Below are 24588 nucleotides of genomic sequence, written 5' to 3' on the forward strand. Positions count from 1 at the left end.
CGCCGGGGAACCGCCTCGAAGGGGGTGGGAGAGGCGTCGAGCACCATAAACCGTGAATGGTGCACGTGAGGTGGATAGCGTACCAATTCACACGGTGAGGTCGGCTCCGGCGGGAGACGGCATTCGGCAAGATCATTTCAACCGAATACCGGTTCACCACGCGTTTCACGCGATCTCGGTCTGATCTTGGCAGGGCGGATACCCGATTCGGAACCCCCCTCATCACATTTATAACTTTTCAAACACTCCGATGGCGATACGTGAGTGATCCACCTCCCTGTGTAACGATCGCTGGTGAACACGGGTTTCGGGGGGATCATCGTGGTTCACAGCCGTCACATGCGTCACCGCGCGCAACCGTCCCGTCGCCGGGGCCGCGCCGTTCCGGGCGCCGCGGCGGCGGCGCTCGCCCTGGCGCTGGGCGCCGCCGGAGCGGGCACCGCCCGCGCCGAGCCGGACGCCGTCGAGCAGAGCCGGCGCCAGGAGGACGCCTACGCGGCGTCGATCGGCGAACTGACCACCCGGCTCGCCGAGGTCCGGGCGGAGCTCGACGGGCTCCAGGCGAGCGCCGACGAGGCGATCCTGGCCTACGGCGACGCCGCCGACCGGCTCGGCGAGGCCGAGCGCGCGCACCGGTCGGCGGAGCGCGCCGCCGACCGCGCCGCCGAGCACCGCGAGGCCGCCCGCGGCGACGCCGCCCAGTACGCGGTCGCCGCCTACAAGGGCGGCGGCATCGGCCCCGCCGTCGCGTGGACGGCCGCGCGCGGCCCGCAGGAGGTGGTCGACCGCACGTCCTACCTGGACCTGCTCAGCGGCCGCCAGGACGACGTGCTGAACCGCGCCGACGCCTCCAGCGTCGCCGCCGACACCCTGGACGACCGCGCCGCCGACGCCGCCGCCGAGCAGCGGCGCGCCGCCGACGAGGCCGCCGACGCCAAGGACGAGGCGCTCGGCGCGGTCGCCGAGCAGCAGGACGCGCTGGCCGACATCCTCGCCGAGCAGTCCGAGCTGGAGCTGCGGCTGGCCGAGGCCCGCGACGACACCGAGGAGCTGGAGCGGCGGCGCGAGGCCGCGCTGGACCGCGCCAGCGCCGCCGCCGGCGGCACCGCGCAGGAGGCCGGCGGCGGCACCGCGGAGGCGGCGGAGGACGCGGGCGACGCCGCCCCGGCGGCCGCCCCCGGCTGCACGTCGTCGGGGACCGGCGGCTACGCCAACGGCCGGCTCCCCGACGAGGTCCTGTGCCCGCTGCCGCAGAGCGGCGAGCGGCTGCGCGCCGACGCGGCCGCCGCCTTCATCGAGCTGGACGGGGCGTTCCGCGAGCGGTTCGGCCGCCCGATGTGCGTGGCCGACTCCTACCGGCCGCTGCACGAGCAGGTGCGGCTGTTCCACGAGATGCGGGCGGGCATGGCCGCCGCGCCGGGCACCAGCACGCACGGGTGGGGCCTGGCCGTGGACCTGTGCGGAGGGGTCAACGTGCACGGGTCGGCCGAGTACACCTGGATGATGGCCAACGCCCCGGCGCACGGCTGGCACAACCCGCCCTGGGCGCGCGGCGGGTTCGAGCCCTGGCACTGGGAGTTCTCCGGCTGACCGCCCGGCTCCCGGGCGGCGCGCCGCCCGGGCCGGGCCGCCGGCGCGGGGCACGGCCCCCGGGTCAGGCCCCGGAGCCCACCCGCAGCTCGAACTCGCCGAGGCCGCCGGCGTCGATGTGCAGCTCCTCGCCGGGCTCCAGCAGCCGGGTCTCGGCGGGCAGCAGCGCGGCGGCGTCGCCGTGCGGCTCGGGCGCCCAGTCGGCGCCGCCGCCGATCTCGGCGGTGGCCAGCGGGGCGTCGTCGACGGAGGCGGTGACGGTCAGCCGCTCCCCGCCGAACTCCTCGGGGGTGACGATGGCGGGGCCCACGGTGAGGGCCACCGGGGCGCGCTCGGGGGTCCGCCACAGGCAGGCCGGCGCGTAGCCGGCGTGCCGGCCGGCGCCGAAGACCGCGACCACGCCGACGGTGGCCGTCGCGGCGGTGGTCCCGGCCGGAAGCGCGGTGCCGTCGTCGGTGCCGCGCACCAGCGCGGGGTCGAGCGCGGTCCAGGCGCCGTCCACGAGGGCGGGCACGGGGCCCGACGGGCGCAGCGGGGCGCACAGCCGGGTCTCGAACTCCACGATGATCTCGACCGGGGAGGCCAGCGCCCGCTGGCGGGCGTCGGCGAGCGCGGCGGGGCCGGCCGCGAGGAGCCCGGGGACGGTCTCGCCGCCCGGGTAGCCGAACACGCAGCCGTCGTCGATCACGCCCGGCCGCTCACCGCCCCCACTGGGCGACAGATAGGTGACCCAGCGCATGGCGCCTCCCCTCCCCGGTGGCGGCCCCTCCGGCCGCCGCCGACCGGCTCCACGGTATCGGTGCCGCGGACCCGGCCGGACCCGGCCCGCACCCCGCCGACCGGCCCCGACGGGGCGGGTCAGCCGACCGCCACGTGCAGGTGCTCCTTGCCGGTCCCGGCGCACATGCGGCACTCCTCGCCGACCCGCCGCCAGGTGATCATGCCGTCGCCGTCCTGCACCGGCATCTCGGGCCGCCACCACCCCGACCCGCCGCAGTAGTGGCAGGCGAGGTCGTCGCGCCCGCACCACGGGCAGTCGGGCAGGGCGCAGCACGCGCGCGTCCCGGTGTCCATGTGTTCCCGCTCCCTCCCGGCGGCCGCCCCGGGCCGCCGCGCCCCTGCGCGGACGTGCCCAGGGTGGCACAGCGGGTGACGGCCGTCCAGCGGCCCGGCCGCGCGCCGCCGGGCCGTCCGGGCGGCCGCCGCCCGGTCAGCCGGACTGCCGGATCACCAGGTGGGGGTCGAGGATGAGCCGGGTGGAGGCCGCGGCCCCCGGGATGACGGTGTCGGTGAGCACGCGCGCCATCTCCCCGCCCATGCGCTCGGTGGGCTGGTGCACGGTGGTCAGCGGCGGGTCGCTGTGGGACGCGAAGCTGGAGTCGTCGTAGCCGATGACCGCCACGTCCTCGGGGATGCGCCGCCCGGCCGCGCGCAGCACCCGCATGGCGGCCAGCGCCATCGGGTCGGAGGCGACGAACACCCCGTCGAGGTCGGGGACCGCGTCCAGCAGGCGCCGCATGGCGGCCTCGCCGCTCTCGAAGCTGAAGTCGCCGAAGGCGACCAGGTCGTCCCGCAGCGGCCGGCCGGCGTCGCGCAGCGCCTTGCGGTAGCCCTCCAGCCGGTCCTCGCCGGCCCCCATGTCGTGCGGGCCGGCGACCGTGGCGATGCGCGTCCGCCCGGTCTCGATGAGCCGGCGGGTGGCGGTGCAGGCACCGCCGACGTTGTCGATGTCGACGTAGTGCACCGGGTTGCGGGTCTGCCACTGCGGGCGGCCGCCGATGACGCACGGCACGCCCGCGTCGGCGAGCCGGTCGGGCAGCGGGTCGTCGCGGTGCAGCGACACCAGCAGCACCCCGTCGACGTGGTGGCCGGTCAGGTAGTCGCCGAGCCGGTCGTGCTCGTCCGTGGAGCGCGCGGTGGTGAGCATGAGCTGGAGCTCGCGCTCGTTGAGCACCGCGCTGACCCCCCGGACGACATGGGCGAAGAAGGGCTGCGCGAACAGCCGGTCGTCGGGCTCGGAGACGACGAGGGCGATGGTGTCGGTGCGCCGGGTGACCAGGGTGCGGGCCGCGTGGTTGGGCACGTAGCCCAACTCGGCGATCGCGGTGCGCACGGCCTCGCGCGTGGCCGGGCTCACCTGCTCCGACCCGTTGATGACGCGCGACACCGTGCCCCGCCCGACCCCCGCCCGCGCCGCCACCATCTCCAGCGTCGGCCGTCGGTCACCGTTCATCCTGCACCTTCCCCGTTCTTCCCCGTACCGCGCGCGCCCCGCCGCGCGCCCTTCCCCACCATTACACCGCTAGCGCGGCAGCTCCCCGGTCCGCGCGACCCTGGCGTACCAGTGCCCGCTGTCCTTGATCCGGCGGGTCTGGGTCTCGTAGTCGACGTGCACCAGCCCGAACCGCTGGGAGTAGCCGAAGGCCCACTCGAAGTTGTCGAGCAGCGACCACGCGAAGTACCCGGCCATGGGCACCCCGGCCTTCATCGCCTCCCGCACGGCGCGCAGGTGGGAGTCGAAGTAGGCGATCCGCTCCGGGTCGTGGACGGCGCCGTCCTCGGCGACCTCGTCGGGGTAGGCGGCCCCGTTCTCGATGACGTACAGCGGCACCCGGGCGGTGTCGGACAGCCGGGTCAGGACGTCGTACAGGCCCGTGGGGTCGACCTCCCAGCCGATGCCGGTCCGCGGCAGGCCGCGCAGCACGAACCGCACGTCGTCGCAGCCGACGTAGGAGGTGCTGTCGCCGCCGCCGGTGACCGTCGCCGGGTCCAGGCCGGCGTCGGAGGCGGCGATCCAGTGCGGGGTGTAGAAGTTCACGCCGACCAGGTCGACCGGCGCGGAGGTGACGGCGAGGTCGCCGTCGCGCAGGAACGCGAAGTCGGTGATCTCCCGCAGGTCCTCGCGCACGTCCTCGGGGTAGGTGCCGCGGAACAGCGGGTCGTCGATGACGCGGTTGCGCACCCCGTCGGCGCGCCGGGTGGCGGCGAGGTCGGCGGGGGTGGGCGAGTTGGGCCGCAGCGTGGTCGGGTTGAGCACCAGGCCGACGCGGCGGGCCGTGCCCGCGCCCTGCCCCTCGCGCAGCACCGCCGTCGCCAGGCCGTGGCCGAGCAGCAGGTGGTGGCAGGCGGCGAGCGAGGCGGCGGGTTCGCGGCGCCCGGGCGCGTGGATGCCCCCGGCGTAGCCGAGGAACGCCGCGCACCACGGCTCGTTGAGGGTGGTCCAGCAGGAGACGCGGTCGCCCAGGGCGTCGCGCATGACCGCCGCGTACTCGGCGAACCGGTAGGCGGTGTCGCGCTCGGGCCAGCCGCCGGCGTCCTCCAGCGCCTGCGGCAGGTCCCAGTGGTAGAGCGTCGCCCAGGGGTCGATGCCCGCCTCCAGCACGGCGTCGACCAGGCGGTCGTAGAAGTCGATCCCGGCCCGGTTGACCGGTCCGCGCCCGTCGGGCATGATCCGCGGCCAGGCGATGGAGAACCGGTAGGCGCCGATCCCCAGTTCGCCCATGAGGGCGACGTCCTCGGGGTAGCGCGTGTAGTGGTCGGCGCCCGGCTCGCCGGTGTCGCCGTTGAGCACGCTGCCGGGGGTGGCGGAGAAGGTGTCCCAGATGCTGGGGCCGCGGCCGTCGGCCGTGGTGTGGCCTTCGATCTGGAAGGCCGAGGTGGAGGCCCCCCAGAGGAACCCCGGGGGGAAGCGCACGGCTTCGGGGTCGGCCGCGGCCTGTTCGGCGACGGCGGACGTGGGTGTCTGAGTCACGCTTTGATCGCACCTTCCATGATCCGGCCGACGAGCTGGCGGCCGAGCACGATGAAAATGATCAGCAGGGGCAGGGTGGCGAAGGTCGCGCCGGTGAACATCAGCGCGAAGTCGCGGGAGTAGGCCGATTCGTTGAGCTGGTTGATCGAGAACTGCACCGTCGGGTTGTCCGGGGTGAGCACGGCCAGCGCCCAGATGAACTCGTTCCACGTCTGCATGAAGGTGAGCAGGCCCAGGACCACCATGGCCGGGCGCAGCGCGGGCAGCACGACGCTCCAGTAGACGCGGAAGGTGGAGCAGCCGTCGATGCGCGCGGCCTCGATCAGTTCGTCGGGCACGGTCTGCAGGACGTACTGGCGCATCATGAACACGCCGAACCCGCTGACCATGAACGGGACGATGACCGACTGCAGTTCGCCGCGCCAGCCGAACCAGTCCATCATGATCAGCAGCGGGATGATGCCCACCTGCACCGGGACGGCCATGGTCACGACCACCGCGACCGTGAAGAAGGTCCGGCCGGCGAACTTGAGCTTGCCCAGGGCGAACCCGGCGAGCGAGCAGAAGAACACCACCGACACCGACACCACGGTGGAGGCGATCAGCGAGTTCAGCAGGCCCGTGGTGAAGTTCGCCGTCGAGTTCGCGAACAGCCGCTCCATGTTGCCGAGCAGGTCGCCGCCGGGCAGCACGGCCGGGGGCCACTGCGAGGCCGCGGCGCTGTCGCGGGTGGCGATGACGAACATCCACCACATCGGGAAGATGGACGTGATCACCGTGAGGATGAGCGCGAGGTAGGTCAGCGGCGTGGCCTCGCGCATCTCGCGGAGCCGGCCGCGGCGGCGCGGCGCGCGGCCGCCCCCGGGCGCCGGCGCCGGAGCGGGTGCGATCGTGGTCGCGGTCATCAGGCCCCCTTGATCCGGCTGGAGATCAGCGTGTTGACCAGGCCGAGCACCACGACCAGGACGAACAGCACCCAGGCGATCGCCGACCCGTAGCCGTAGTTGCCGTAGCGGAACGCCTCCTGGAAGACGAGCATCATCACCGTCTGGAACTGGCCCTGCGTGCCGCCCGCCATGTTGCCGCCGGTGTCGAAGATGGCCGGCTCGGTGAAGAGCTGCATCTGCCCGATGGTGGAGATGATGACGGTGAAGATGATCGTCGGCCGCAGCATCGGGATGGTGATCTGGAAGAACTGGCGCAGGCGCGAGGCGCCGTCGAGCGAGGCGGCCTCGTAGACGTCCTTGGGCACGGCCTGCATGGCGGCGAGGTAGATCAGCGCGTTGTAGCCGGTCCAGCGCCAGTCGATCATCACGGCGATGGCGACCCAGGAGAAGTACTTGTCGCCGCGCCAGTTGATCGGGTCGAACCCGAGGTAGCCGAGCGCCTGGTTGATGAGCCCGAACTCCGAGCCGAAGAGCTGGCTGAACACGATGGCCAGCGCGGCGATGGAGGTGATGTAGGGCAGGATCAGCGTCATCCGGAACGCGGACTGGCCGCGGATGCGCCGGTTGAGCACGTCGGCGAGGGTGAGCGCCAGCAGCAGCTGCGGGACCACCGCGATGAGGAAGATGCCGAGGGTGTTGTACAGCGCCAGCCAGAACTTGGCGTCGGTGGCGAGCCGCACGTAGTTGTCGAGTCCGATGAAGCCCTCGTTGCCGCCGATGAGGCTCCACTCGTGGAGCGACACCCAGACGGTGTAGAGGAGCGGGAACAGGCCGAAGACCCCGAACAGGACGAAGAACGGGGCGATGAACAGATAGGGCGAGCCCTTCACGTCGAGCCGTGACATCAGGGTCCCGCGGTTCCGGCCCGGCCGGCGCCCGGTGGCGGTGGCGGCCGGCCGGGGGTCCGCGCTGCGGGCGGACGGTGGGGCGCCGTGCTCGGTGGAGGTCACGTCGCGATCCTTTCGGTTGGGGGGCGTGGAGAAGGCGGCCCGGCTCCGGCGGGATGGGAGGAGGGGTCCCCCGCCGGTGGGAGTGGCCGGGCCGCCGGGTCTCTCCGCGGTCAGCCCTCGCCCGTGGCCCGCTCGGCCTCGCCGACGGCCGTGTCCCAGGCCTCGTCCGGCGACGCCTGGCCCTGCTCCACCGACTCCAGCGCGGCGCGGAAGGCGTCGTCGATGGCCTGGGTGTCGGGGCCGTAGTAGACCGGCTCCAGCTCCATGGCGGAGGGGACGTAGATCTCACCGACGGGGGCGTCGTTGAAGTACGGGCGGGTGAAGGACTGGACCTCTTCGCTCTCCAGCGCCTCGGGCGAGGAGGGCAGGGTGTTGACCGCGTTCCAGGTCGAGAGCTGGCCCTCGGGGGCGGTCAGGAACTCCGCCAGGGCGGCCGCCTCCTCGGGGTGCTCGCTCTGCTCCGGGACGGCCAGGAACGAGCCGCCCCAGTTGCCGCTGCCGCCGGGCACCGCCGCGACGTCCCAGCGGCCCTCGCCGGCGTCGCCCGCGGTGCTCTCGATGTGGCCGAGCATCCACGCGGGGCAGGGCAGGGTGGCGAAGGTGTTGTTCTGGATGCCGGCGTTCCACTCGTCGGACCAGATCGGCAGGCTGGCGGAGAGGCCGGCCTCCGACATGGCGGTGACGGTGTCGAAGGCGGCGCGGGTGGTGTCGTTGCTCTCCAGCACCAGCTCGCCCTGCTCGTCCTGGTAGACGGCGCCGCCGGCCTGCGCGGAGACGGCGCGGAAGTAGGGCTGGATGGTGGAGACGAAGGAGGCGCCGGTGTCGGCCTCCATGAACTCCTCACCGGTGGAGATGAACTCCTCCCACGTCGGCCAGAGCTCGCCCACCTCCTCGCGGTCGGTGGGCAGGCCCGCGTCCTCGAAGAGCTGCACGTTGTAGCAGACGCCCATGCTGCCGATGTCGGTGCCGAGGCCGACGAGCTTGCCGTCGGGGGTGTGCCCCTGCTCCCACTTCCAGGCGAGGAAGTTCTCCTCCAGCTCGGCGCCGCCGTGGTCGTTCAGGTCGACGAACCGGTCGTCCTGGGCGATGAACTGGGCGATGTTGGCCTCTTCGATCGCGACCACGTCGCCGGCGCCGCTGCCCGAGGCGATGTTCTGCTGGAGCTGCGGGGTGTAGTCGGCCGTGTCGACGATGTTGCGTTCCTCGACCGTGATCCCCGGGTTCTCCTCCTCGAAGGCGGCGATGCGGTCCTCGAAGCCCATCACCCCGAAGGTGTCGAGCACCAGGGTGACCTCGCCGCCGTCCTCACCTCCGCCTCCGCCGCAGGCGGTGGCGAGGAGGACCGCGCCTCCGCCCACGATCGCGGCGACCGCTCGGGCACCGCGCACACGCTTAGTCATCATGCGACCCCTTAACATCCTGGAGAAGTCCATCCGATCGCGTCCCGGTACCCCTGTGTGGGAGCGCTCCCACGAGTGAACTGGCTCACCAAGCGCGAGTCAATCCCCGGACACCGGGCCGAGATTCAACCGTTACCGGGAGCCGCCGTGATACGCAGTGTCACGGCCCCCGGACACACGGCGGCGGGGCGCCCGCACCGCGTGCGGGCGCCCCGCCGAGGTGCGGGCGCGGGCCGTCGGGGACGGCCGGGCGGGTCGCGGCGGCCGGTCAGTCCTCCAGCGGGATCACGACGCCGTCCCACTGCTCCTCCATGAAGGAGCGCACCTCCTCGCTGTGCAGCAGCTCGTTCAGCGTGGCGATCGCCTCGTTGTCGGCGTCGTCGGCGGCCACCACCAGGCCGTTGCCGTAGGGGTTGTCCTCGGTCTCCTCCCAGGCGAGGGCGTTGGCGGACTCCGCCAGCCCGGCCTCCAGCGCGTAGTTGCCGTTCACCACCGCCGCGTCGACGTCGGCCAGCGAACGGGGCAGCTGCGCCGCCTCGACCGGGACGATCTCCAGGTCGCGCGGGTTGTCCTCGATGTCCTGCTCCGAGGCCGAGTCGCCGGCGCCCTCGGCCAGGGTGATGAGGTCGTTGGACTCCAGCAGCTTCAGCGCGCGGCCCATGTTGGAGGCGTCGTTGGGCACGCCCACCTGCGCGCCGTCCTCCAGGTCGGCCAGGTCGGTCAGCGACTCCGAGTACAGGCCGAACGCCTCCAGGTGGACGTTGCCGATCCACTCCAGGTCGGCGTCGGGGTTGCCGGCCTCGTACTCCTCCAGGAACGGCACGGTCTGGAAGTAGTTGGCGTCGATCTCGCCCTCGGCGAGCGCCGCGTTCGGCTGGTTGTAGTCGGTGAACTCGACCACCTGGACGTCGAGGCCGGCGTCGGCGGCCAGCTCGTCCTGCACGAACCGCAGCACCTCGGCGTGCGGAACGGGGGTCGCCCCGACGCGCAGGGTGGTCAGCTCACCGCCGCCGGGGTTCTCCTCCTCCGCCGCCTGCTCGCTGGGGCTGCCGCAGGCGGCCAGCGCCGCGGTCAGCACCGTCGCTCCGAGAATCCCCCATGTCTTGCGCACGTCCGTGCTCCTTCGTTGTCGTACTCGTGTGGTCGGTCGGGTCGCGGGGCCGCGTCAGCGGCGGGACAGGCGGCGGATCAGCAGGTCGCCCAGGCTCTGCGCGGCCTGCACGATGAGGACGAGCAGGATCACGGTCGCCCAGAGGTAGTACTCGTCGAAGCGCTGGTAGCCCTGGCGGATGGCGATGTCGCCCAGTCCGCCGCCGCCGATCGCCCCGGCCATGGCGGAGTAGGAGATCAGCGCGACGACGGTCATCACCAGCCCGGCGATGAGGCCGGGCAGCGCCTCGGGCAGCAGCACCCGGCCCACGATGGTGATCTTGCGGGCGCCCATGGCGTGCGCGGCCTCGATGACGCCGCGGTCCACCTCGCGCAGGGAGGTCTCGACCAGCCGGGCGAAGAACGGGATCGCGCCGATGCTCAGCGGGACGATGGCGGCCGTGGGGCCGAGGGTGGTGCCGGTGAGCAGCCGGGTCAGCGACAGCACCGCCACCATCAGGACGATGAAGGGCAGCGACCGGCCGACGTTGACGATCGCGCCGAGCACCGCGCGCACCGCGGGCGCGGGGGTCAGCCCGCCCCGGTCGGTGGTCACCAGCAGCACGCCCAGCGGCAGCCCCGCCAGGAGGGTGACCACGGTCGCCCACAGGACCATGTACAGGGTGTCGAGGGTGCCCAGCCACAGCTCCGGCCACATCTCGGGCCAGCGCTCGGCCAGTTCCGCGGTCCAGCTCATCGCGCGGTCACCTCCTCGACCAGCAGGCCCTTGCCGCTGAGGTAGTCGAGCGCGGCCGCCCGGTTGGCGCCGCGCACCTGCACGTTCAGCCGGCCCACCGACCGGCCCGCGACGTCCTCGACGGCGCCGCCCAGCACGTTGACGTCGACGTCGAACCGGCGCGTCAGCTCCGACATCAGCGGCTCGTCGGAGGCGTGGGTGTAGGTGAGGGCGACGGTGTCGGGCGCCTCGGTGGCGGGCAGCGGGAACAGCGAGCGCGCCAGCCGCGAGCCCGGGGTGGCGAGGAGGTCGAGCACCCGGCCGGACTCGGTGAAGTGCCCGGACTCCATGATCGCCGCGGAGTCGCAGATCCGCTTGATCACGTCCATCTCGTGGGTGATCAGCAGGATGGTCAGGCCCAGCTCCCGGTTCAGCTCGCGCAGCAGCTCCAGGATGGAGGTGGTGGTGGCCGGGTCCAGGGCCGACGTCGCCTCGTCGCTGAGCAGCACCTTGGGGCGCGGCGCCAGGGCGCGGGCGATGCCGACGCGCTGCTTCTGCCCGCCGGACAGCTGCGCGGGGTAGGCGCGGGCCTTGTCGGAGAGGCCGACCAGGTCGAGGAGTTCGGCGACCCGGCGGCGGCGCTCGGCCGCGCCGACGCCGGCGATCTCCAGCGGGAAGGCGACGTTGCCGGCGACCGTCCGCGAGGAGAGCAGGGCGAAGTGCTGGTGCACCATGCCGATGCCGCGGCGCGCCTCGCGCAGCCGGCGGCCGCGGAGCGCGGTCACCTCGTCGCCGTCCACCCGGACGGTGCCCGCGGTGGGGCGCTCCAGCAGGTTGACGCAGCGCAGAAGGGTACTCTTTCCGGCTCCGCTCTGGCCCACCACGCCGAAGACCTCGCCCTGGCGGACGTGCAGGTCGACCCCGTCGAGGGCGACGACCTCGCGCTTCTTCAACCGGTAGACCTTGCGCAGGCCCACAGCGTCTATCACGGGAATCCTCAATGCTCGGTGCGGTCCGCGCGGCACGGTGCGCGGGGGCGGCGGCCCGGCGCAGGCCCACGTCAGAGCGTACGGACCGGTCGGCCGGGGGAAGGGGGGCGACGCGCCAGGCGGCGGGGCGGCGGCGCGGCCGCGCTGAGGGCGGACGTGATCAGCGGCACAGGGGACAGCGGCCGCCGGCCGGGCCGCGCCCCGAGGGGCGGCACCGGCGTCCGCCGCGCATCGACGCGGGGGAGGCGGGTACGTCACCGCGATGTACAGAGTCCACGAAGGCACCTAATCATACCGATTCAGTGGATTAAGCCGTGAACTGCGAAAATCACGAGTAATGTTCGCCACATCGGCGGCGGACGGGGCCCGGCGGACCGCCGACCGGACCGCCCGGCGGGCGGCTCCGGCGGCCCCGCGCCCCCGGGGGACGGGGCCGCGGCCCTAGACTCGGCACCGGCCGCACGCCGGCGCGGAGTGGCAAAGGGGGCGCCGCCTCCCCTAGCCTGCCTCAGGCGACCCGACGCACGGCGCCCGCCGGGCCCGGCCCCGCTCCCCCTCCGCGGCCGGACGACCGAACTACGTGCCGCGAGGCCGGCGCCCCCTCCGGCCCGCCTCGCGCCAGAGGAGCGACAGCAGGTGGATCCCGAACGCATGACCGGGAAGTCCGACTTCGCCGACTTCTGGGCCCCCGACCCCCCGTGCCGGGAGCCCCGGCCGGTGTTCGGCCCCGTGTCCCGCCTGCGCGGCGGCGCCGCCGCGCTGGCCGCCGCCGTCGCGGCCGCGACGACCCTGGTGCCCGCCCCCGCGGCGGCCGCCCCCGTCCCCATGGAGCCGCGGGAGAGCCTGGACGAGCTGCTGGAGCGCTCCGAGGGCCTGAGCGACGAGTACCACCGCGACCTGCTCGACATGGAGGCGGTGATCGAGGACGCCGAGAACGCCGCCGAGCGCGCCGACGCCACCCGCGCCGACGTGGACGACGCCCAGGAGCAGGTCCGCCGGCTCGCCGTTGCCAGCTACACCAGCGGCGGCATCGACCCCTCCCTGACCCTCTTCGTCGAGGAGGACCCGCAGGACGTCATCGACCAGGCGCAGCTCGTGGAGCACCTGTCCAACGCCAACCGCGACAAGGTCGAGCAGTTGGAGGAGGCGATCGAGCGCGACGAGAAGGCGCAGGAGAACGCCGACGAGAAGGTCGACGTCGTCCGCGCCGACCTGGACGAGCTGGAGGCGGAGCGCGAGGACGTCCAGGGGCTCATCGCCGACTTCCCCGAGCAGGAGATGGGCGGGCGGTACAACATCACCCCGCGCACCGAGCAGATGCGCGAACTGGTCATCGAGGAGTTCGGCGAGAGCCCCGAGAACGGCGGTGTGGGCTGCTACCGGCCCGATGGCGGCTGGGTGGTCGGCGAGCACCCCAAGGGCCGCGCCTGCGACTTCATGGTGAACCCCGACGGGCAGATGCCCACCGAGGAGCAGGGCGAGCGCGGCGACGCCATCGCCCAGTGGGCGATGGACAACGCCGAGCGGCTCGGCATCTGGTACATCATCTGGCGCCAGCGCATCTGGTACGTCGACAACCAGCAGTGGCGGCAGATGAACGACCGCGGCAGCATCACCGAGAACCACTTCGACCACGTGCACATCTCGATGCTCTGACCGCCGGGGGCGGCGCGGCCGCCCCGGATCAGCCGCCGGTGAGCACCGGCCCGTACACGAGGGCGGCGCACCCGGCCACGAGGGCCAGCACGGCGGCCACGGCCAGGACGAAGACGGTCCACGCGAGCGGGCCGGAGCGGTCTCCGCCCCGGCGGCGGTGGGGGATCGGCACGGCGCGGCCCTCCTCGCCGCCGCACGGCCGCCGGGGGCCGCGGCGGCCCGGCCCCCCTCCATGCTGCGCGCCGGCGACCGCTTCCGGTCGCCGGCGCGCATTGCGATCCGGCAACGATCACCCGGGCCGGCCCGCCGCGCACCCGGGTGAGCAGGGCCGCCGCGCGCCCCTCCCGGCCCGCCGGATGGCCGCGACGGAACATTCACACCACGAAATGGTGACGATCCATGACGTTCCACTCCGAAGAAGGCGCTCAGGGGACACACTCGGAAGTTAGGATTTCATTTCCCGACCCCCGGTGACGGGACGCGGCGACCCCCCAACGGTTCCGCGCCCCGGGCGCGGGGGGCGCAGCGGCTCTTCCGAGATCGTCCGCCCGCGGTGGCCCCGCGGTCGCTCCGGCGTCGACATCGACCGGGTGCGATGCGCGTGGCCGCGCGGACCGATCCGCGGGAGTGCCATTCGGTCGGAACCGGATACGCGCCGACGCGCGTCTCACGATCACAGGTACCGCGATCACCAGGTACGCAGCCGGCGCGAGGGGAGCCATGAGCGACAACGGACCCTACACACAGCCACCGCAGTTCCCGCAGGACGGCGGGGGCGACTCGGGTGGGCAGCCGCCCTACGGCGGGGGCTACGGCCAGCCAGGACCCGATCAGGGTGGGGCCCCCCAGTACGGGAGCGGCCCGTACCAGGCGCCCTACGGGGGCGACCCCGGCACCGGGGGCCAGCCGGGCTACGGCCCGGGGTACGGCCCCGGCCAGCCCGGCCCCGGCGGGCCGCAGTTCCAGCAGCCGCAGGAGCAGCAGATGTTCTCCGGCGGCCAGCCCCCCTACGGCCCCGGCCCGGGCGGCCCGGCGGGCTTCCCCGCCCCGGCCCCCAAGAAGAGCAACGCCACCCTCCTCGTCGTGATCGCGGGCCTGGCCGTCATCGGCGTCCTCGCCGTCGCGGTGGTCGTGGTGCTGTTCCGCTCCGGCGGTGAGGAGGCGCCGCCGACCGCGGGCACCTCGCCCGAGGCGTCGGCCCCGCCGGCCGAGGAGGGGGAGACCGAGGCTCCGGTCGAGGGCGCCCAGCAGGGCCCGCCCTACACCCTGCCCGAGGACCCCTGCGCCACCTTCCCCGAGTCCAAGCTCGAGGAGTACGGCCTGGAGGACGGCAGCAAGAGCCTCACCGACTCCTCGTCGAGCTGCAGCTGGTACCTGGAGGGCGAGGGCGACACCTACGGGTCGATGTCCCTGGCCTACTCCACCCCGTACTCCGGGTCGGACTCGGTCGAAGGGGCGACGGAGGACTTCCAGTCCAACGTCGACTACAGCACCGACGAGAGCGGCGACTTCACCGAGCGCACCGTGCACGAGAACGAGGACGTCAACCTCGGCGACGAGGCCAAGCTGGTCTTCGCCACCGAGAACCTCATCGGCACCAACGACTCCGTCGCCACGATGCTGATCCGCAAGGAGAACATCAACATCGAGCTGCGGTACTCGATGTCGCCCGGCCTGGGCGCCACCGAGGAGGACCCGGCCCCGCTGGAGTTCTCCGACGTCGAGGGCATGATGAACGACCTCGGCCAGCAGTCGCTGAACGTCCTGGGCGGCTGACGCCGCCGGGGCGGCGCCCCGGACGGCCGACGGCGTGACACGAGAAGGGGGCGGGCCCGCGGGCCCGCCCCCTTCCGCGTGCGGCGGGGCGGCGCGGCCGGGCCGCGCCGCCCCCGGGTCAGCCGGCCAGGTCGGCGCGCACCCGGCGGGCCGCCTCGACCATGTTCCGCAGCGCCGGCTCGACCTGCGCGTAGTCGCGGGTCTTCAGCCCGCAGTCGGGGTTGACCCACAGCCGCGCCGGGTCGACGGCCCGCAGCGCGCCGCGCAGCGCCGCCTCGATCTCCTCCACCGAGGGCACGCGCGGGGAGTGGATGTCGTACACCCCCGGGCCGATGCCGCGCCGGTACCCGGCCTCGGCGAGGTCGTCCACCAGCTCCATGTGCGAGCGGGCGGCCTCGACGCTGGTGACGTCGGCGTCCAGCGCCTCGATCGCGCCGACGATGCGGCCGAACTCGGAGTAGCACATGTGGGTGTGCACGGTCGTGCCCGCCGCGGTGCCCGAGGTCGCCAGCCGGAACGACCCGATCGCCCACTCCAGGTAGGCGGCGTGCCGGTCGCGGCGCAGCGGCAGCAGCTCGCGCAGCGCCGCCTCGTCCACCTGCACGTGCCGGATGCCCGCGCGCTCCAGGTCGGCGATCTCGTCGCGCAGGGCCAGGGCCACCTGGCGCGCGGTGGCGCCGAGCGGCTGGTCGGTGCGGACGAAGGACCACGCGAGCATGGTCACCGGTCCGGTGAGCATGCCCTTCACCGGCCGGTCGGTGCGCGACTGGGCGTAGGTGGTCCAGCCGACCGTGATCGGCTCCGGGCGGGCGACGTCGCCGTAGAGGATGGGCGGGCGCACGCAGCGCGTCCCGTAGGACTGCACCCACCCGTGCTCGGTGGTGGTGAACCCGGCCAGCCGCTCGGCGAAGTACTGCACCATGTCGTTGCGCTCGGGCTCGCCGTGCACGAGGACGTCCAGGCCGATGTCCTCCTGGAGGGCGATGACCCGGTCGATCTCGGCGCGCATCCGCCGCTCGTACTCCTCGGTGCCGATGCGGCCCGCCCGGTGGTCGGCGCGGGCCCGGCGCACGTCCGCGGTCTGCGGGAAGGAGCCGATGGTCGTGGTGGGCAGCGGCCGCCCGCCGCCGGCGGCGGCCACCCGCTCCTCGAACCCGGCGCGCGGGCGCCCCTCCCCCAGCGCGTCCAGCCGGGCGCGCACCCGCTGGTCGAGGAACGCGGCGGGGACCGGGCCCGGGGCGTGCCCGGCGCCCTCGGGCAGGGCCCCCTCGGTGAGGGCCCGGCCGATCAGCACGATCTCGTCCAGCTTCTGCCGGGCGAACGCCAGCCGCTCCCGCAGCAGGGGGTCCAGGCCGGTCTCGGCGCCGAGGTCGAGCGGCACGTGCAGCAGCGAGCAGGAGCCGCCGACGACCACCCGCCCGGCCAGGCCCAGCAGCGGGGTGAGCCGGGCCAGCACCGCGGGGATGTCGGTGCGCCACACGTTGCGGCCGTCCACCACGCCCGCCACCAGGGTCTTGGCGCCCAGCCCGGAGACGCGGACGAGGTCGTCCACCGACTCCGGCCCGGCCACCAGGTCCAGGCCGATCCGCTCGACCGGCGACGCCTTGAGCACCTCCAGCGCGTCGGGGCCGATCGCGCCGAAGTAGGTCGACACCAGCAGCTCCGGCCGGTCGGCGGCGCCGCCCAGCACGTCGTAGGCGCGGCGCAGGGCGGCGGTCTCGGCGCCGCCCTCGTCGGTGGCCAGGACCGGCTCGTCCAACTGCACCACGCCCGCCCCGGCGGCCTTCAGCCGGGCCAGCAGCTCGGCGTAGGCCGGCAGCAGGTCGTCCAGCAGGTCGAGCGGGCGCCAGCCCTCGGGGGCGCCGGGCGCGGCCTTGGCCAGCAGCAGGAAGGTGAGCGGGCCGACGAGCACGGGCCGGGTCTCGACGCCGAGCCCGCGGGCCTGCACGTACTCCGACAGCGGCTTGCCGCCCGCCAGGTGCGGCCGGGTGTCCGGGCCCAGCTCCGGCACCAGGTAGTGGTAGTTGGTGTCGAACCACTTGGTCATCTCCAGCGGCGGGACGCCCTCGGTGCCCCGCGCCATGGCGAAGTAGGTCCGCAGCTCCGCCTCGCGCCCCTCGGCGCCGTCGGCCGCCGCGCGGAACCGCTCGGGCACCGCGCCGAACAGCACGGCGGTGTCGAGGACGTGGTCGTAGTAGGAGAACGTGTTGGACGGGATCTCCTCGATCCCGGCGTCGCGCAGCTCCGTCCAGACGCCGCGGCGCAGCCGGGCGCCCACCGCGTCGAGTTCGGCGGCGGGGATGTCCCCCGCCCAGTACGCCTCGGCGGCCCGCTTCAGTTCGCGGGCGGGTCCGATGCGCGGGTATCCGTGGACGGTGGTGGTCATCGGGCCCCACCGCCGGTGGTCGTGCGTGCTCGCATGGCGTCGTCTCTCCCTCGTCGATCGGCCTGGTCGTCCGGCGACCGGAGGGAGCGCGGGTGAGGGCACGCCGCGGCGAGCCCCGGGCCCTCCCTCGGGGCGCGCGGACCACCGCGGACGCGTGGGCGTCCACGGGCGGTCGGCAGGTATTCGGACTCGCGGGCACGGGCGCGGCCGAGCCGCGCCCTCCTAGTGGCCGTCGCTTCCCAGGCGGACGCCCAGTGCTGTTGACGGCTGTCGTTCCCGCTCACCGCTGCGGGGCAGTCCCGGATTCGCACCGGGTTCCCTCTTGCGACACGCGCGGCGAAAGGCCGCGCGGTACCGACCGCGGTGCCAGTATAGGGAGGTGGTCCGCCCGTGCCCCCGGTCGGCCCGTGCCGCGCGGCGCGGGGCACGCCCGCACCGGGTTTCCCGTCCCATGACGCCCGCCCGTCCTCGACGTGGTCATCGCGGCCGTAGGCTCGTTCCCGGACCGATGCGCGATCGATACCGGGAGCGCCGAACCGGCGGCGCCCCGCGCTCGCCGAACTCCGCGAGACCGCACACTCCACAGACGTGAAAGACGCTTCTCCCTTGACGAACGAGTCCACCGGCTCCGCTGTGCCCGCCGTCCGCCGCGCCTCTCCGCCCGGCGCGACCGCCCCGCCGCGCCTGCTCGCCGCGGTCGCCGCGGTCGTGCTGGCGGTGAGCGCCTGCTCCTCCGGCGGCGGCCCCGGCCCCGACAACGAGGACGGCCCCGAGCGGCCCACCGGTCCCGCCGACGAGCTGACGGCCGTCGACCCCGCCGAGGTGCCCGGCGTCGAGGAGCGCACCGACGGCGAGGACGACGGCGACGTCGCGGTCGACGTCGCCTACCCGGCCGTACCCGGCGCCGACCCGCTCACCGAGCGCCTGGGCGAGATCACCGCCGCCGAGGTGTCCGACTTCACCGGCGCCAACCCCGGCGCGAAGCGCATCTCCGTCGACTGGGGGCTGAGCGCCGCCGCCGAGGACGTGGTCGCGGTCCGGCTCGTCCAGCGGGAGGAGGACTCCGAGGGCGAGCGCACCGGCTACGCCACCTACTGGTACGACACCGGGAGCGGGCACACCGCCTACGCCACCGAGCTGATCGCCGACCAGGCCGGGCTGGCCGACCTCAACGGCCTGGTGCGCGAGCGGCTGGCCGACACCGAGGGCGTCGACCCCGACGCCCTGCAGCCGGTGCTGCGCGTCTACGACTCGATGGGGTTCAACCCCGACGGCGACCTCGTCGTGGAGTTCGACGCGGGCCAGGTGGCCCCGGTGAAGGAGGGGCGGGTGAGCGCGGTGGTGCCCCGCGCCGACGCCGAGCCGCTGCTGTCGGAGTTCGGCGTGCGCGCCCGCGACGCGGCGACCGTGGTGGAGCGCGGCTTCGCCGTCGCCTCCCCGGCGGCGGCCGCCCCCAAGGACGGTCCGGCCGAGGGCGTCCCGGGCCTGCTGCCCGAGCGCGACCCCGACCTCGACTGCACCGCCCCCGACTCCAAGTGCCTGGCGCTGACCTTCGACGACGGTCCGGGCGAACGCACCCCCGAGCTGCTGGACGCGCTTGCCGAGCACGACGCAAAGGCGACGTTCTTCGTCACCGGCGGCCCGGTGCGCGAGCACCCCGAGACCGTGCGCCGCACCTACGCGGAGGGCCACGAGCTGGGCAACCACACCGTGGAGCACCCCGACCTCGCCCGGCTGGGCAAGGGCGCCATCCGCGAGGAGCTGGACACCGTGGACGACCTGGTGCGCCGCGAGACCGGCGCCGACATGAGCCTCATGCGCCCGCCGTACGGGTCGACCGACGACCAGGTCGAGGAGGTCGCGGCCGACCTGGGGCACGCCCAGATCATCTGGAGCGTCGACACCAACGACTGGAAGGACCGCAAGGCCGGCGTGGTGGTCGACCGGGTGGTCGACGGCGCCGAGCCCGGCGCGATCATCCTGATGCACGACATCCACGGCAGCACCGTCGACGCGGTGCCGCGCATGCTGGAGAAGCTGGACGAGAAGGGCTACACGATGGTCACGGTCTCGCAGCTCCTCGGCGACACCGAGCCCGGCCGCGCCTACTACGACGCGCCCCCGGAGCGGCCGGAGGACGCCGAGGACGGCGGCGGTGACCAGGGCGACTAGCCGCCGCGCGGCGCCGGCGGGCGTGTGGCGCAGACGACCCCCCTAGGGGGTGTCCCCGGTGCCGTCCACCCCGGTCGCGCGCGTAGGGTGGGTCGCCGTGGGTACGACGACCCGCCTGGCCGACCCGGGCCGCGCCACCGCGCGCGGCGGGCGCGGCCGCCCGGGACCGCGGTCCCGAGCGGCGCCCGAGTACCCGCTCCCGTGCCGCCCAACCACCCGGCGGTGTCCTCAAGCGGCCGCTTACCGGGCCGCCTCGGGGGAACGCCGCGGGTGGAGGGGATCGTTCCCAGGGGAGTCGGTACCCGTCACAGCACCACCCAGGAAGTCGAAGGGGAAGGCCCGATGGCCGTTGCGTCCGCGCGGGATTACGCGTGGCTGCGGGAGACCCAGCCGGATCTCGCCGAAGCGTACTGCCTGTCCTACGTCAGGGGTCTGAGCAAGGCCGAGGCGCTGGGCCGCCTCGGCGTCGATGAGCGGCGGCTGCGGTGCCTGCCGATCGCCGAGGCGGTCGAGGCGGGGCTCTGCTGCGAGGGGCGGCCGCCCATGACCGTGCACGCGCTGTCCGTCAACGGCTGGGCCGTGATCGTGGAGCCCACGGGCTGCCGGGTCACCCGCCCCGAGTGCTACCGGGCGCTGTCGGCCGAGACCGAACTGGTCTCGGTCCGGGTGCTCATGGACTCCCGCTACGAGTTCCGCTGGGTGATCGACGGCGTCCTCCAGACGTTCTTCGACGCGCGCACGCCCGGGGTGCGGCGCGGCACCCGCCCCGGCGCCCTGGACGACCGGATGCGCGCGGTCGGGCTGACCGACGACGCCCCGGAGCTCGACCCCGGCGCGGCGGCGCTCGCCCTGGCCGAACGGGTCACCGGCGTGCGCATCCGCCCCGCGCACCTGAACGGGCCGCTGCTGGGCGCCGAGCTCGACGCCCCGCTGCGCCTGGCGGCGCCCTCGCGCCTCTGACACCCGCGGTACCGCGACGGACGACGGCGCCCGCGCCCCCCGGTCGGGGGCGCGGGCGCCGTTCGTCGTCGCGGGGCTCAGCCGGCGGCGGGGCCGGCGGCCGCGGCGGGCACGTCGGCGCCGACGGCGTCGCCCACCGACGCGTAGCCGGCTGCGCGCACCAGCCGGGCCAGGCCGCGGTGGACGCGGCGCGGCCACAGCGGCCCGCCGTAGATCAGCCCGGTGTAGCCCTGCACCAGGGTGGCCCCGGCCCGGATGCGCTCCCAGGCGTCCTCGGGGGTGCTGACGCCGCCGGCCGCCACGAGGACGAGGCGGTCGCCCGCGCGGGCGCGCAGCCGCCGCAGGACCTCCAGCGAGCGTGCGCGCAGCGGCGCGCCCGACAGCCCGCCCGCGCCCGCCGCCGCGACCTCGTCGGGGGCGGTGGCCAGCCCGGTGCGGGCGGTCGTGGTGTTGGTGGCGATGACGCCGTCCAGGCCCAGGTCGAGCGCGAGGTCGGCGACGGCGTCGACGTCCTCGTCGGCGAGGTCGGGGGCGATCTTCACCAGCAGCGGCAGGTCGGCGTGCCCGGCGGTGTCGAGGGCCGCCCGGACCTCGGCGAGCAGCGGCCGGAGCCGCTCGACGGCCTGGAGGTCGCGCAGCCCCGGCGTGTTGGGGGAGCTGACGTTGACCACCAGGTAGTCGGCGTAGGGGGCGAGCCGGCGCGCCGAGGTGGTGTAGTCGGCCACCGCGGCGGAGTCGGGCACGGCCTTGGTCCGGCCGATGTTGACCCCGACCGGGACGGCGGGGCCGCGGCCGCGCCGCCGGTCGCGCCGCTCGCGCAGCCGGTCGGCGACCACCACCGAGCCCTGGTTGTTGAAGCCCATGCGGTTGACGATCGCGCGGTCGGCGGGCAGCCGGAAGAGCCGCGGCCGGGGGTTGCCCGGCTGCGGGTGCCCGGTGACGGTGCCGATCTCGACGAACCCGAACCCCAGCGCGGCCAGCGCGTCGGGGCCCTCGGCGTTCTTGTCGAACCCGGCGGCCAGGCCGAGCGGCCCGGGGAACGTCCGGCCGAACGCGGTGACCTCCAGTTCGGGTTCGCGCGGGCCGAGCACCCGGGACATGGCCGCCGCGGCGCCGGGCGCGGCGGCCAGGCCGCGCAGGGCGGCGAAGCTGAGCCGGTGCGCGGTCTCGGCGTCGGTGTGCCGCAGGACGGCGTGGAAGAGCATCTGGTAGAGCAACGGGGTTCCTGTTCAGCCGTCGCCGCGTTCGCGGTCGGCGAGGTAGCGTTCGAGTTCGGCGCCCAGTTCGTCGGCCGTGGGCAGCGCGGACTCGTCGCCGGTGAAGAGGGCGTCGGCGCCGTCGGCGTCCTCGCGGGCGGACATGAAGTCGTCGTACTGGCGCTCCAGGTTGGCGACCACGCGCTGCACCTCCTCGGAGGCCGCGACCTGCTGCGCGATCTCGGCGTCGGTCTCCTCGGCGGTGGTCCGCAGGGACTCCGCCGTGAGCGCCAGGCCCGTGGCGCCGGCCACGTGCTCGACGGCGGCGATGGCGGCGCGCGGGTACTCCGACTGGGCCAGGTAGCTGGGCACGTGGACGGCGTAGCCGAGGACGTCGTGCCCGGCCTGGCCCAGCCGGTACTCCAGCAGCGCGGCCGCGCTGCCGGGCACGCTGACCTTGCCGATCCACGGCGAGTGGCCGGTGACCAGTTCGGGGCGGCTGCCGTGCGCGGTGACGGTGACCGGGCGCGTGTGCGGGACGGCCATGGGGATGCCGTGCACGCCCACGGTGAGGGTGACCGAGAAGCGCTCGACCAGCCCGCGGACCGCGGCGGCGAAGCCCTCCCATTCGAGGTCGGGTTCGAGGCCGTTGAGCAGCAGGAACGGGGTGCCCTCGGCGTCGTGCGCCTGGGACAGGGTGAGTTTGGGCGCCTCGTAGTCGGTGTAGGCGTTCTCGACGAACGTCATGACCGGGCGGCGGGAGCGGTAGTCGAGCAGCCGGTCGACGTCGAAGGCGGCGACCTCCTCGGCGGAGGAGGCCGCGAGGAGCGCTTCGGCGGTCTGGCGGCCGACCGAACCGGCGTCCACGAACCCGTCGAGGACGACCAGCATCACCGACCCGGCGACGTCGACGCCCGGGGCGAGCTCGTAGAGGTCTGCGGGGTTCCGCACGGGGAAGGGTCTCCATTCGCACACGGTGGATCGGCGCGGGCCGCGCGGGGCCGGTGGGGCGTGCCCCGCGCGCTGCCTGATTCGTCGTCCAGGATACCGACCTGGACCGTTGTGACCGGCGCCTCCCCGCTCACCCCGTTCGCCGGACCCGGAGGGTGCGCAGCCGGTTGAGCGCGGCGGCCACCTCGTACCGGCGCGGCACGGCGAAGTCGCCGGTGTACCCGCGGGCCAGGGCGGCCGCGCCGCCGTCGGCGACGCGGCGGTCGAGCGCGTCGAGGGCGGCGGCGATGGTGCGGCCGGCCAGCAGGCCGTCCTCGGCGAGCAGCCGCAGCGCCAGCCCCACGCCGATGACCTGGCCTGGGTCGACGAGCTGGGTGAGGCCGCGGACGTCGATGTCGGTCTCGCCGAAGGTGAGGACGTCCATGTCGCGGCGCTTGAGGCGGGGGCGGCCGCGCGAGCCGGCGTCGACCGAGGCGGGGTCGGCCTCGCGGGCGGCGGGCATGGCGAACGGGGCGTCGGCGCGGTCGGCGGCCAGGGCGCGGGCGCGGTCGGTGACGTCGGACGGGCGGTAGCCGTCGAGCATGACCACCCGGTCGGCGACGTCGAAGTAGTCGCCGCTGCCGCCCATGACGAGGACGGTCGACACGCCGTGCTCCCGGTACAGCGGCCGGACGAGGTCCACGAACGGGGTGAGGGGTTCGCGGTCGCCGTGCACCAGGGCCTGCATCCGCTCGTCGCGGATCATCAGGTTGGTGGCGGTGGTGTCCTCGTCGATGAGCAGGGTGCGCGCGCCGGCCTCCAGGGCCTCGGCGGTGTTGGCGGCCTGGGAGGTGGAGCCGGAGGCGTTGTCGGTGCGGAAGTCGGCGGTGTCGGCGCCGGTGGGCAGGTTGCGGACGAACGCGCTGACGTCGGTGCGCTCGACCCGGCGGCCCTCCTCGGCGCGGATCTTGACGGCGTCGGCGCGGGTGGCGACGCGTTCGCGGCCGTCGCCGGGGACGTGGTCGTAGACGCCGCGCTCCAGCGCGTGCAGCAGCGTGGACTTGCCGTGGAAGCCGCCGCCGACGATGAGGGTCACGCCCTCGGGGACGCCCATGCCGGTGACGGTGCCGGCGTGCGGCAGGTCGACCGCCACCCGCAGGCTGTCGGGCGAGCGGAACGGGACGGGGTCGCCCTCCATCGGCAGGTCGCTCACGCCGCTGCGGCGCGGCAGCACGGCGCCGTCGGCCACGAACGCCACCAGGCCCAGGCCGGGCAGGGCGGCGCGCAGCGCGACGCTGTCCTCGACGGTGTCGGCGAGGGCGGTGGCGGCGTCGGGGTCGAGGGCGGGCCAGCGCAGGGCGTCGACCAGGTCGGGCAGGCGCTCGCAGAACTCGCGTTCGGCGGTGCGGGCGTCGATGCGGCGGCCGTGTCCCGGCAGGTCGATGCCCAGGGCGATCCGGACGGAGCCGTCCTCGCCGACCCGGCCGGCGGAGCGGTCGAGCACCTCCTGGCCGCCGGCGTCGACGCGCAGCCGCGACCCGGCCAGGCGGTGGCGGGCGCGGCGCAGGATGTGGTCGGCGGTGGCGCGGCGGCGGTCCGGGGACCGCACGGCGTGGTCGGGCAGGCCGGCGACGGCGGCCGGAATGGCCACCGCGATGCGCGAGGGCGGGGCGAACGGGTCGGCCTGGACCCGCTGCACGGTGAGGGTGGCGGCGCCGAGGTCCCAGTCGCCGGTGAGCGCCCGGTAGCGGCCGTAGGGGGCGCCGTCCATGCGCCGCAGCTCGTCGGCGAGCCGGTCGAGGTCGCGGACCCCCCGGATCTCGGGGGGCGCGCCGCGGTCGGGACGGCCGCCGCCGCGCCCCCGGTATTCGGCGCGTCCTCCGCGGTGATGCTCACGGCCCTGGCCTGCGGGCATGGTGGTGGTCTCCTTCCGGTGCCCGCCGCGCGGCGCGGCGGGCGGTCGCTGCGGGCTCGATGGTAGGCGGGCGGGCGCGCGGCGGGGCGCCGCCACCCCGGTGCCGGGGCTCCCCCGCCGCCCCCCTTCCCGGGCCCGCGGCGGG

At 74.7% G+C, this 24588-nt stretch carries 20 protein-coding genes and 1 riboswitch; of the genes, 5 read left to right on the forward strand and 15 right to left on the reverse strand.

What is annotated here, in order from left to right; translation table 11 throughout:
* Positions 1-339: 339 nt before the first annotated feature.
* Complete coding sequence (locus NT8_RS07215) at positions 340-1590, forward strand: M15 family metallopeptidase (protein WP_084468715.1); 1251 nt, start codon at positions 340-342, stop codon at positions 1588-1590.
* Positions 1591-1654: 64 nt separating this feature from the next.
* On the opposite strand, the gene NT8_RS07220 is transcribed toward NT8_RS07215, so the two are convergent.
* From NT8_RS07220 to NT8_RS07265, 10 genes are all read right to left on the reverse strand, one after another.
* Positions 1655-2329 carry a hypothetical protein gene (locus NT8_RS07220; RefSeq protein WP_067965563.1) on the reverse strand — a complete coding sequence of 225 codons (675 nt, stop codon included), beginning with the start codon at positions 2327-2329 and terminating at the stop codon, positions 1655-1657.
* A gap of 119 nt (positions 2330-2448) precedes the next feature.
* Complete coding sequence (locus NT8_RS07225) at positions 2449-2664, reverse strand: hypothetical protein (protein WP_067965565.1); 216 nt, start codon at positions 2662-2664, stop codon at positions 2449-2451.
* Between the two features lie 136 nt (positions 2665-2800).
* Positions 2801-3823: a LacI family DNA-binding transcriptional regulator gene (locus NT8_RS07230; RefSeq protein WP_067965567.1), complete on the reverse strand. Its 1023-nt coding sequence runs from the start codon at positions 3821-3823 to the stop codon at positions 2801-2803.
* Between the two features lie 69 nt (positions 3824-3892).
* Positions 3893-5284: a GH1 family beta-glucosidase gene (locus NT8_RS07235; protein WP_067965609.1), complete on the reverse strand. Its 1392-nt coding sequence runs from the start codon at positions 5282-5284 to the stop codon at positions 3893-3895.
* A gap of 53 nt (positions 5285-5337) precedes the next feature.
* Positions 5338-6246 (reverse strand): carbohydrate ABC transporter permease, encoded by a 909-nt coding sequence (locus tag NT8_RS07240; RefSeq protein ID WP_067965570.1) that lies wholly within the window; start codon positions 6244-6246, stop codon positions 5338-5340.
* Positions 6246-7133 carry a carbohydrate ABC transporter permease gene (locus NT8_RS07245; protein ID WP_067965611.1) on the reverse strand — a complete coding sequence of 296 codons (888 nt, stop codon included), beginning with the start codon at positions 7131-7133 and terminating at the stop codon, positions 6246-6248. The genes NT8_RS07240 and NT8_RS07245 overlap by 1 nt, the downstream gene beginning before the upstream one ends.
* Before the next feature lie 215 nt (positions 7134-7348).
* On the reverse strand, positions 7349-8641 hold the full coding sequence (locus tag NT8_RS07250) for an extracellular solute-binding protein (RefSeq protein WP_067965572.1): 1293 nt from the start codon (positions 8639-8641) through the stop codon (positions 7349-7351).
* 265 nt (positions 8642-8906) lie between these two features.
* Entirely contained in the window at positions 8907-9749 is an 843-nt protein-coding gene (locus NT8_RS07255) for a MetQ/NlpA family ABC transporter substrate-binding protein (protein ID WP_067965575.1), read from the reverse strand.
* A 54-nt stretch (positions 9750-9803) separates the two neighbouring features.
* Entirely contained in the window at positions 9804-10484 is a 681-nt protein-coding gene (locus NT8_RS07260; RefSeq protein ID WP_067965576.1) for a methionine ABC transporter permease, read from the reverse strand.
* A complete protein-coding gene (locus tag NT8_RS07265; RefSeq protein ID WP_067965578.1) occupies positions 10481-11440 on the reverse strand; it encodes a methionine ABC transporter ATP-binding protein in 960 nt (319 codons plus the stop codon). Before NT8_RS07265 ends, NT8_RS07260 begins: the two co-directional genes overlap by 4 nt.
* Positions 11441-12103: 663 nt before the next feature.
* Here NT8_RS07265 and NT8_RS07270 point away from each other — a divergent pair.
* Positions 12104-13108, forward strand: a complete 1005-nt coding sequence (locus NT8_RS07270; protein ID WP_067965581.1) for a coiled-coil domain-containing protein — start codon at positions 12104-12106, stop codon at positions 13106-13108.
* Between the two features lie 28 nt (positions 13109-13136).
* Here NT8_RS07270 and NT8_RS29790 read toward each other — a convergent pair whose 3' ends face one another.
* The gene (locus NT8_RS29790; RefSeq protein WP_169805193.1) at positions 13137-13280 is read right to left on the reverse strand and encodes a hypothetical protein; all 144 of its coding nucleotides are present in this window, start codon (positions 13278-13280) and stop codon (positions 13137-13139) included.
* Between the two features lie 548 nt (positions 13281-13828).
* Between NT8_RS29790 and NT8_RS07275 the strand changes: the two genes are divergently transcribed.
* On the forward strand, positions 13829-14884 hold the full coding sequence (locus tag NT8_RS07275; RefSeq protein WP_245646071.1) for a hypothetical protein: 1056 nt from the start codon (positions 13829-13831) through the stop codon (positions 14882-14884).
* A 118-nt stretch (positions 14885-15002) separates the two neighbouring features.
* Here the strand turns inward: NT8_RS07275 and metE are convergent, their stop codons facing one another.
* Positions 15003-17270, reverse strand: a complete 2268-nt coding sequence (gene metE, locus NT8_RS07280; RefSeq protein WP_067965585.1) for a 5-methyltetrahydropteroyltriglutamate--homocysteine S-methyltransferase — start codon at positions 17268-17270, stop codon at positions 15003-15005.
* Positions 17271-17426: 156 nt separating this feature from the next.
* Positions 17427-17644: riboswitch (cobalamin riboswitch) on the reverse strand.
* Positions 17645-17876: 232 nt separating this feature from the next.
* Between metE and NT8_RS07285 the strand changes: the two genes are divergently transcribed.
* Together NT8_RS07285 and NT8_RS07290 are read left to right on the forward strand one after the other, a co-directional pair.
* Complete coding sequence (locus tag NT8_RS07285) at positions 17877-19442, forward strand: polysaccharide deacetylase family protein (RefSeq protein WP_245646072.1); 1566 nt, start codon at positions 17877-17879, stop codon at positions 19440-19442.
* A 342-nt stretch (positions 19443-19784) separates the two neighbouring features.
* Complete coding sequence (locus NT8_RS07290) at positions 19785-20402, forward strand: DUF6461 domain-containing protein (RefSeq protein WP_067965587.1); 618 nt, start codon at positions 19785-19787, stop codon at positions 20400-20402.
* Between the two features lie 77 nt (positions 20403-20479).
* Here the strand turns inward: NT8_RS07290 and NT8_RS07295 are convergent, their stop codons facing one another.
* The 3 genes from NT8_RS07295 to NT8_RS07305 all read right to left on the reverse strand — a co-directional run bounded on the left by NT8_RS07295 (position 20480) and on the right by NT8_RS07305 (position 24443).
* Complete coding sequence (locus tag NT8_RS07295; protein WP_067965589.1) at positions 20480-21619, reverse strand: quinone-dependent dihydroorotate dehydrogenase; 1140 nt, start codon at positions 21617-21619, stop codon at positions 20480-20482.
* Between the two features lie 12 nt (positions 21620-21631).
* A complete protein-coding gene (locus tag NT8_RS07300; protein WP_067965591.1) occupies positions 21632-22549 on the reverse strand; it encodes a proteasome assembly chaperone family protein in 918 nt (305 codons plus the stop codon).
* 130 nt (positions 22550-22679) lie between these two features.
* Positions 22680-24443 (reverse strand): ABC-ATPase domain-containing protein, encoded by a 1764-nt coding sequence (locus tag NT8_RS07305; protein ID WP_067965593.1) that lies wholly within the window; start codon positions 24441-24443, stop codon positions 22680-22682.
* Between the last annotated feature and the right edge of the window lie 145 nt (positions 24444-24588).

The organism is Nocardiopsis trehalosi NBRC 14201, from assembly GCF_001552555.1.
Lineage (GTDB): Bacteria > Actinomycetota > Actinomycetes > Streptosporangiales > Streptosporangiaceae > Nocardiopsis_B > Nocardiopsis_B trehalosi.

Excerpts from the sequence above, each read along its gene's own strand:
- NT8_RS07215 (WP_084468715.1), top strand. The coding sequence starts at position 340 with ATGCGTCACCGCGCGCAACCGTCCCGTCGCCGGGGCCGCGCCGTTCCG.
- NT8_RS07220 (WP_067965563.1), bottom strand. The coding sequence starts at position 2,329 with ATGCGCTGGGTCACCTATCTGTCGCCCAGTGGGGGCGGTGAGCGGCCG.
- NT8_RS07225 (WP_067965565.1), bottom strand. The coding sequence starts at position 2,664 with ATGGACACCGGGACGCGCGCGTGCTGCGCCCTGCCCGACTGCCCGTGG.
- NT8_RS07230 (WP_067965567.1), bottom strand. The coding sequence starts at position 3,823 with ATGAACGGTGACCGACGGCCGACGCTGGAGATGGTGGCGGCGCGGGCG.
- NT8_RS07240 (WP_067965570.1), bottom strand. The coding sequence starts at position 6,246 with ATGACCGCGACCACGATCGCACCCGCTCCGGCGCCGGCGCCCGGGGGC.
- NT8_RS07245 (WP_067965611.1), bottom strand. The coding sequence starts at position 7,133 with ATGTCACGGCTCGACGTGAAGGGCTCGCCCTATCTGTTCATCGCCCCG.
- NT8_RS07250 (WP_067965572.1), bottom strand. The coding sequence starts at position 8,641 with ATGATGACTAAGCGTGTGCGCGGTGCCCGAGCGGTCGCCGCGATCGTG.
- NT8_RS07260 (WP_067965576.1), bottom strand. The coding sequence starts at position 10,484 with ATGAGCTGGACCGCGGAACTGGCCGAGCGCTGGCCCGAGATGTGGCCG.
- NT8_RS07270 (WP_067965581.1), top strand. The coding sequence starts at position 12,104 with ATGACCGGGAAGTCCGACTTCGCCGACTTCTGGGCCCCCGACCCCCCG.
- NT8_RS07275 (WP_245646071.1), top strand. The coding sequence starts at position 13,829 with ATGAGCGACAACGGACCCTACACACAGCCACCGCAGTTCCCGCAGGAC.
- metE (WP_067965585.1), bottom strand. The coding sequence starts at position 17,270 with ATGACCACCACCGTCCACGGATACCCGCGCATCGGACCCGCCCGCGAA.
- NT8_RS07290 (WP_067965587.1), top strand. The coding sequence starts at position 19,785 with ATGGCCGTTGCGTCCGCGCGGGATTACGCGTGGCTGCGGGAGACCCAG.
- NT8_RS07305 (WP_067965593.1), bottom strand. The coding sequence starts at position 24,443 with ATGCCCGCAGGCCAGGGCCGTGAGCATCACCGCGGAGGACGCGCCGAA.